A 7,686-nucleotide genomic window follows, 5' to 3' on the forward strand; every position below is an offset into this window, starting at 1 on the left:
TATAAGGGCGAATTTGTATACTGTTGTTTTCATATTAGAATCCTGCATTTTGTTTGTAAATACCTTTAACGTACCCTATTTGGTTTTGTGGAATAGGGATGTACTCATTCTTGTTTTTGGTGAAGTGCGCATTGCTGTATATAGCAGGGCGACGTATTTTTTCCTTAGCGAAATAGTCGTTGAGCACTTGGTCGGCAATACCCCAACGCACAAGGTCGAAGAAGCGGCTGCCTTCCATTGCGAACTCTAAACGGCGTTCCCAACGAAGTGCTTTGCGGGCGTTTTCTTGATTCCAAGTGATGTTTACGCCATCTTGGTATAAAGCTATATCGGTATTGGTGGCATAAGGAATCATTGACATACTCTGTTTAGCACGTTGGCGCACTTGGTTGATAAGAGCAAGGGCTTCGTTGCTACGATTGAGCTCGATAAGGGCTTCGGCACGCATTAAGAGCACATCGGCATAGCGCAACACGATACGGTTCTTGGAGTTACCACGGAATGGGTTGATATTGCGGAAGCAAGAGCAAGAAGGGTCTACGTTTTCTTTGAGGGAAGCATAGAAGCCGTATACATTGCTATTGCGGTTCCAGTCGTTTTTGTAAATCAATTCTGTATTGTACTTATAAGGCAAACCAGGTAAGGCAACCGTATGGAACAAACGAGGGTCGGTTTTATCGGTAGCGGCGTTGTAATCGTTGTTATTGAAGTTATCAAAATCGGGCAATCCATTTACGGTTTTGAATGCGTTCACCAAGTTCTGACTAGGCTTATGGAAGTCGCAGCAGCCTAACTTTTGAGGTACAGAGAGTACATCACCCCAGTTGAGGCTTCCGTATTGAGTGCCATCATCTACTGAGTATTGCACAGCAAAGAGTGATTCTTTACCATTTTCGTAGCTGCCTGGGAGGAAGTTGAAAGCAAAATCATCTTCTAAACCATAAGCAGAACCTAAAACCTCATTGGTATAAGTAAGGACTTCTTGTAAGTCTTGGCTATTAATATTAGTCAGACTATTGTTATCGCTTTGGCGATAGGCTTTATACAAATAGGTTTTAGCAAGGTAAGCAGCAGCTGCAGCTTTGGTAGCTCTTCCTTTTTGAGACTGAGCAACAGGCAATAGGTCATATGCTTTTTTGAAGTCAGAGGCTATTTTTTGCCACTGCTCATCGTTAGGCAAGGTGTTAGGGGTGGTTTCGTAAGCACTATCAGCTGTATTTTCATCTACAAACGGAATATGTCCAAAGATTATTTTTAGCTGGAAGTAGAAGTGCCCACGCAAGAAGTACATTTCGCCTATACGAGATTGGCGGTTAGGCACATCGTTATCAGAGGCCTGTTGCAAAGCACGCAAAGCAATATTAGTACGCGAAATGGCTTGGTAGCACATAAACCAAAACTTATCGGGCTCGGCATAAGTAGGGTCGATATTTTGAGCTGTTTCGTAGAAATGGAACACCTGAATGTCGCTCACGTCTTGTCCTCCTTTATAGGCATCATCAGCACGCACATTGCCGTAAATCCAAAGGCTAAAAGGCGAATCATAATGGTCATTACCTAAAGAGGCATAGGCAGCGATAGCGAGCTCATCAGCTTTAGATATAGCCTCTTTATCGCTCATAATCCCTTGAGGATTATCGTCTAAAAAACTGCAGCTTGTTGTAAAGAGTGCTGCACATATCGCGGTGGTATATATTATCTTTTTCATTTGTTAATTATTTAGATTTAGGTATTAGTACTAGAAGCTAGCATTAAGCCCCATTGTGAAAGTAATAGGAATAGGATAGCCGTAATTAGGGTTTTCAGGGTCTTTACCAGTAAATGACTTGCTCTTGATAGTAAGGAGGTTTTGTCCGCTTACATACAAGCGCAACTTGCTGAGTTTTATTCTTTCAGATAGTTCTTTAGGCAAAGTATAACCTAATTGTACATTGCGGAGTTTGAGGTATGAACCGTTTTCTACATAGTAAGTAGACATACGCCCTTCGTTATTATCATCTACGCTTGATACACTTGGTATATCAGAGTCTGGATTAGTAACGGGGTCGAAAGCATCGAGCAAACGGCGACCTTTGTTACCATAGGTATCTTGTACACTCCAGAAATCGGTGTGGCGTTTTACGTTAGAGACTACATCTACATTATGTACTCCTTGGAAGAAGACTGTAAAATCAAAGTTTTTGTACTCTAAATAGAAGTTAAGACCATAGATGAAATCGGGTTGTGGATTGCCTATCCAAGTGCGGTCGTCTTCATTTACTACACCATCGTTGTTCAAATCGCGGTAACGAATACGACCAATACCTTTACCATTCTGTTGTGGGTGCTGATTCACCTCTTCTTGAGTTTTGAAGATACCATCGGCTACATAGCCATAGAAGGCATTAGAACCTATAGGGCGACCTAAGCCATTATCCCATTTACCATTGCCCCCGTAAGAGTTGATTACAGAAGTAGGAAGTTCGGTAATCTTATTTCTGTTGGCTGCTATATTGGCATTGATGTCATATTTAAGTCCGGCTTTAGTTTCATTGCGATAGCCTACAGATACTTCTAAACCTTTGTTCTCTACTGCAGCACCATTCATCCATTGGTAAGCTCCTTCGCCTTTGATACCTGCGTAAGGAGGTTCTACCAAGATGTCTTTAGTGTTTTTGATATAATATTCAGCAGAGCCATATAGGCTATTATTGAAGAAACCGAAGTCAAGACCGAAGTTAGTTTGGGTTGTGGTTTCCCATTTGAGGTTTTTGTTACCGAGGCGTGTACGGCGGAACCCTGAAGCTAATTGCCCAGAGCCTTTACCTTCAATATCGTAAGAAGTTTTCCAGATACCGTTCCAAATGAAGTCGCCGGTTACCCCATAGTAAGGGTCGAAGATGTCATAAATAGCGTAGTTATTGATATCTTGGTTACCATTTTGCCCCCAACCAAAGCGCAACTTAAGTTCAGATACTGTGTTGCGAGTTTTCTCCATAAAAGATTCTTGAGAAAGACGCCAACCTAAGTTGAACGCAGGGAAAGTACCCCAACGATTATCCTTAGCAAAACGTGAAGAGCCATCGCGGCGGAGGGTTACAGAAGCTAGGTATTTATTATCAAAAGCATAGTTGATTTTTCCGAAGAAAGAGAGCAACTTATATCCAGTAGAAGAACCGCTACCACTCACACCTCCTGTTGCCAAAGTAGGCCACATATATTCAGGTGTTTCTATAGCGAGATTATTACCCTTGATAGCAAAATTGAGGTCTTCTTGCGAGAACATTTCCATACCTACTAAGGTTTCAAAACGACTCTTGCCAAATTCAAAGTCGTAAGTAGCTGTGTTTGCCCAGTTCCATTTAGTCCAATGAGCTTGCTCGAGTTGAGAGAAAGTTCTTTCTTTACCTTCTTCCATAAATCCTGAAACATACGAACGGTTAAGCACGCGTTTGTAGAAATTACCGTAATCCAAACCGAAGTTAGAACGTATATTTAAACCTTTGATAGGCTGAATGTTGATAAAGGCATTACCAAACATACGCCAATAGTTATAGCGGTTATCTTTATTATCGGCTACAAGGCGTGCTGGATTCTGACGGTCGGGCAAACCATTTACAGGCCCTCCCCAGTGTTTGCCATCGGTAGTGCGCACCGGAATAAAAGGTACTGCTATCATTGCCGATTCGGTGATTTGGTTAGGTTGTTCTACCTCACTAGTGCGGTTTACAGTGAAGTTTTCGCCTATAGTTACCACATCGCCAAAGAGCTTGTAATCGGTATTAATACGAGCTGAAAGACGAGAGAAGTCAGTATTTTTCACCAAACCATCATTGTTGTAGTAGCCCAAAGAAAGGAAGTAGTTACCTTTTTCTGTACCATTGGTTACTGAAAGGTTGTACGATTCGGTTACCCCCATACGAGTGATTTCCTTGAACCAATCGGTATTAGAAGGCAACATTGGGCTACCTGTTTTATCAAAATACTCACGCGGATAGTACAAATTGTTGAGAGTACTATGCCCATTAGCATCGGTAGTATAATCATAATGAATACCAAGAGGATTTTGGTTAGGGTTTCCTCCTCTATTAACAGCTGCTTTCCAAAGTACTTGTGCATACTCGTTAGAATTAAGCATTTTCATCCGAGAGTGGAACATCGACACGGTAGTATAATGGTCAAAATCTACTTTCAGCACACCTTTCTTACCTTTTTTAGTGGTAATAACGATAACTCCATTAGCAGCACGCGACCCATAGATACTGGCAGCCGAAGCATCGCGCAACACTTGTATGCTCTCTATATCATTAGAATTTAACTCGTGCATACCGCCTTGAGTAGGCACCCCATCAATAATATAAAGAGGGTCGTTGTTATTGAGCGTACCGATACCGCGAATGCGAATAGTTGCCTTACCTGCAGGGCCTCCGTTATCGGTTACTTGCATACCTGCTACACGACCTTGAAGGGCTTTCATAGGGTTATTTTCGGCAGTAGACATCATTTCGTTTACTTTTACTACCGAAACTGCTCCGGTAAGGTCGGTTTTACGTTCAGTACGATAACCGACTGATACGGTAACGCCCTCTAAGGCAGTGACTTCTTCTTCTAAGCTTACACTTATGTTCTTGCGCCCTTTCACGGCTACTGTTTGGGTTTTGTAGCCTATATATGAAAAGACCAAACTATCAGTGGCAGCGACGGGATGAAGGGTGTAATTCCCATCAAAATCAGTAGAAGCACCTACCGATTTGTTTTTCACCATCACCGTTACCCCCATCATGGGAGTGTTATCGGCCTTTGCTTTCACTACTCCGATTACTTCTTGGGAAAAAAGAGCTCCTGAAAAGTTACAGAGTAAAAGCGACAGTAAAATGCGTTTGTTTATTTTTCTACTCATCATATTGGTGTTTTTTGCGATTAATTTTCGGTGGCAAAGGTAGAGAAAAAGAAAGCAATGCACTATCAAAAACTAGTCAAAAGCTATCATTTTTTAGCAAAAAAACAGGGAGAAGTATAAAGAAAACAGCACAAAAAAAATCATCAACACATTGAATAAAAGACACTTATACATTTTTTATAGTATATGCAACAAAATTGATAGTTGTATTTTTCTATTTATTTCGTTTTAACAAATATTTGTCGATTATATATGTGTATTATTTCGGGAGTATAAAAACTTATCTATAAAAACAATTAGAACTTTGCACAGTAAAAAGTTTAGTGCTTTTACTGTGCAAAGTTCTTCGGTATATTGGGGGGGGTAGCTTAACACTTAACTACTGTTCCCTCATCTAAATATACTAAGTATTTGCCTTTTACTTGCCAACCTATGGTTTGTAGGTTTTGGGCATAGTACAATAGCTGTTGGTGGTATTGAGGGTTAGGCTGCCCTGTTTTGTAATCGATAAGGTAGGCTTCGCGAGTGGTAGGGTGATAGGCTATCCTATCAGGACGGAAGTATTTGCCCTTGCTGTCTACAAACTCGCGTTCGATGAAGTAATGGTACTCATCAGTAAAGAAAGCTGCTATCTGCGGCTCGCTTAGTAGGGTTTCTATTTGAGGCTTCAGCAGTTGGTATTGCTCCTCGGTGAGGGTGCCCTCTTGTAGCGCCTCGCTTAGTACCGACCCCAAGTCGGTGGCATAGGTTAGTTGCGAAAAGAGGCTGTGTATGAGGTTTCCTCTTTCGAGGGCTTGCTGTTGGTGGGTGTTCCATAGCAGTGAGGCTCCTGTAGCTATCTTATAATGAGGAGCTGCCCACCCTTTCTGAAACAACACATAGCTATCGGCATTTGTTTCTTCTTTCTTTTTAGCTAGTATAGGACTGCCATATTCATACTCAGTAATCTCCTCATTCCAATCTCCTTTATGTTTTAGAAAATCGCGGAGGAGCGTGCCGTAAGTGTTAATCTCTTTCTCAGGGAGCGAAGTGATAACATAGAGAGACGACTCAGGACGGGTCATCGCCACGTATAGCACATTTATCTGGTCGAGGAGGTGTTGCTGGTGTTGCTCGTTGAGAATAGTGGATGCCGCTCCATAGTTTTCAATATTCTTACTGCTCTTCACCAATAGATAGTCAAAACCAGCGAAGTTCTCGGCTGAGACAGGGTACCATATCATTTCGCCACGACCGTCTTCTAACTTGCTATCGGCAAAGGCATAGATAATCACGGGGGCTGAGAGCCCTTTGCTCTTATGTACGGTCATCACGGTGATAGCGTTAAGACCTTCGGGTGAACTGATACTAAGCTTTTCTTTTTGGTCTTCCCAGAAGTCTAAGAAGTCGGCTAAGCCTCCTTTGCGGGCATTCTTGAAGTCGAAAATAAGGTCGATAAAGTGGGTGAGGTAGGCATCTGAATGGCGTGCCACCTCGAAGCAGTTTACCGCTAATGTTACTCCTTCGTATAGTGAATATTGGTTAAACGTTTCTATAGAAAAATGAAAGTCGGCAAAGAAAGTACTCACAGGCTGGTATGCGTACTTGCTTAAGAAAGTATGAGGCTGCTCCGTCCCCTTGCCGTTAGCTCGAATAAAGGCAAAGAGCATCTTGGCCTTTAGGTCTTCGCTTTCGGGGTGGTAAAGCAACTGCAGTAGGGCTATAAGGAACTGCACTGAGGGTACGTTTTGCAGTAACAAAGAGTCGGGAGAGATGACTTTGCGCCCTTTGCTTGATAAGAATGAGGCTACCGCAGCGCCCTCTTTGTTAGTGCGCACTAATATAGTGATGTCTTTATCATCAGCTCCTGCCTCATTGGCGTGCCTTACTTTCTGTAGTATAGCCTCGCAATAACTCTTCTCGCGCGGGGTGAGGGTATCGTCTTTAGTTTCTTCTTCTCTCTCTTCTTCCTCCTCTTCTTGCGCGGTGTTGATAAACGAAATATTTACATAACCCTCTGCTAAGGTACTTTTTGGATAGTTTTGGGCAGCTGCTTCGTAAAGATCTTGGTATTCTCCTATGGTGAAAAGCTTTGCTACAAAAGGGGAAAACGCATTGTTGAAGTCTATAATTTGCTTTAAACTACGGTAGTTTTCAGCCAAATTAACAGTGTTGAGCGGGACTTTAAATGGGTCTTCTTTACCACTATACAGCCTCATAAACTGTTCTGCTTTCCCACCTCGCCAGCGGTAGATAGACTGTTTCGCATCGCCTACTAATAGCACTGAACCCGCTTGGTGGTTTACTTGACTTTGCACTGCATTGAGGATAAGCGGTATAAAGTTCTGCCATTGCAGCACTGAGGTGTCTTGAAACTCATCGATGAAATAATGACGAAACTTCTCGCCTATACGCTCATAAATAAAAGGCGCTGGCTGAGTACTCAGCTCTGAAGAAATTACGCCATTGAACTCCCATATAGGTAAGATGTTCTCTTCCTCTTTGATAAGCGCTATTTCTTTTTGGATACGGTTTAGCAAAGCCAAAGGGGGAAGGTACTTTAGGGCGTTTTGCATAAAGTTGAGCGTACCAAAAGCATTCTGTATATCTTCAAAATAAGTAGTAATCTGAGGTTGTAGGCTATCGATAAGAGCAGTATCAAGGGTTTTAGCGGCTGTTTTGCCGTACATTGGTTCACCTTTTAACAAGTTATTCTGCCAACCACTACCCCAAGCGGGTTCTTTCTGAGGACTAAGCGTTAGTTTTTGGAAGAAATTGTACAGATGACCACCATTGAAAGCCCCCTTATCTAATCCGTGACGGTCTAA

Annotated in this window: 3 protein-coding genes; all 3 read right to left on the reverse strand. The window is 42.2% G+C overall.

The window, feature by feature from the left end:
* Positions 1-34: 34 nt before the first annotated feature.
* On the reverse strand, positions 35-1,708 hold the full coding sequence (locus HMPREF9074_RS01650) for a RagB/SusD family nutrient uptake outer membrane protein (protein WP_009388677.1): 1,674 nt from the start codon (positions 1,706-1,708) through the stop codon (positions 35-37).
* A 30-nt stretch (positions 1,709-1,738) separates the two neighbouring features.
* Positions 1,739-4,882, reverse strand: coding sequence for a SusC/RagA family TonB-linked outer membrane protein (locus HMPREF9074_RS01655; protein WP_009388678.1), 3,144 nt, complete (start codon positions 4,880-4,882; stop codon positions 1,739-1,741).
* 365 nt (positions 4,883-5,247) lie between these two features.
* A partial coding sequence (locus HMPREF9074_RS01660) for a UvrD-helicase domain-containing protein (RefSeq protein WP_052141358.1) occupies positions 5,248-7,686 on the reverse strand: 2,439 nt, incomplete at its 5' end.

Origin of the sequence: Capnocytophaga sp. oral taxon 329 str. F0087, from assembly GCF_000213295.2 — a bacterium.
Lineage (GTDB): Bacteria > Bacteroidota > Bacteroidia > Flavobacteriales > Flavobacteriaceae > Capnocytophaga > Capnocytophaga leadbetteri_A.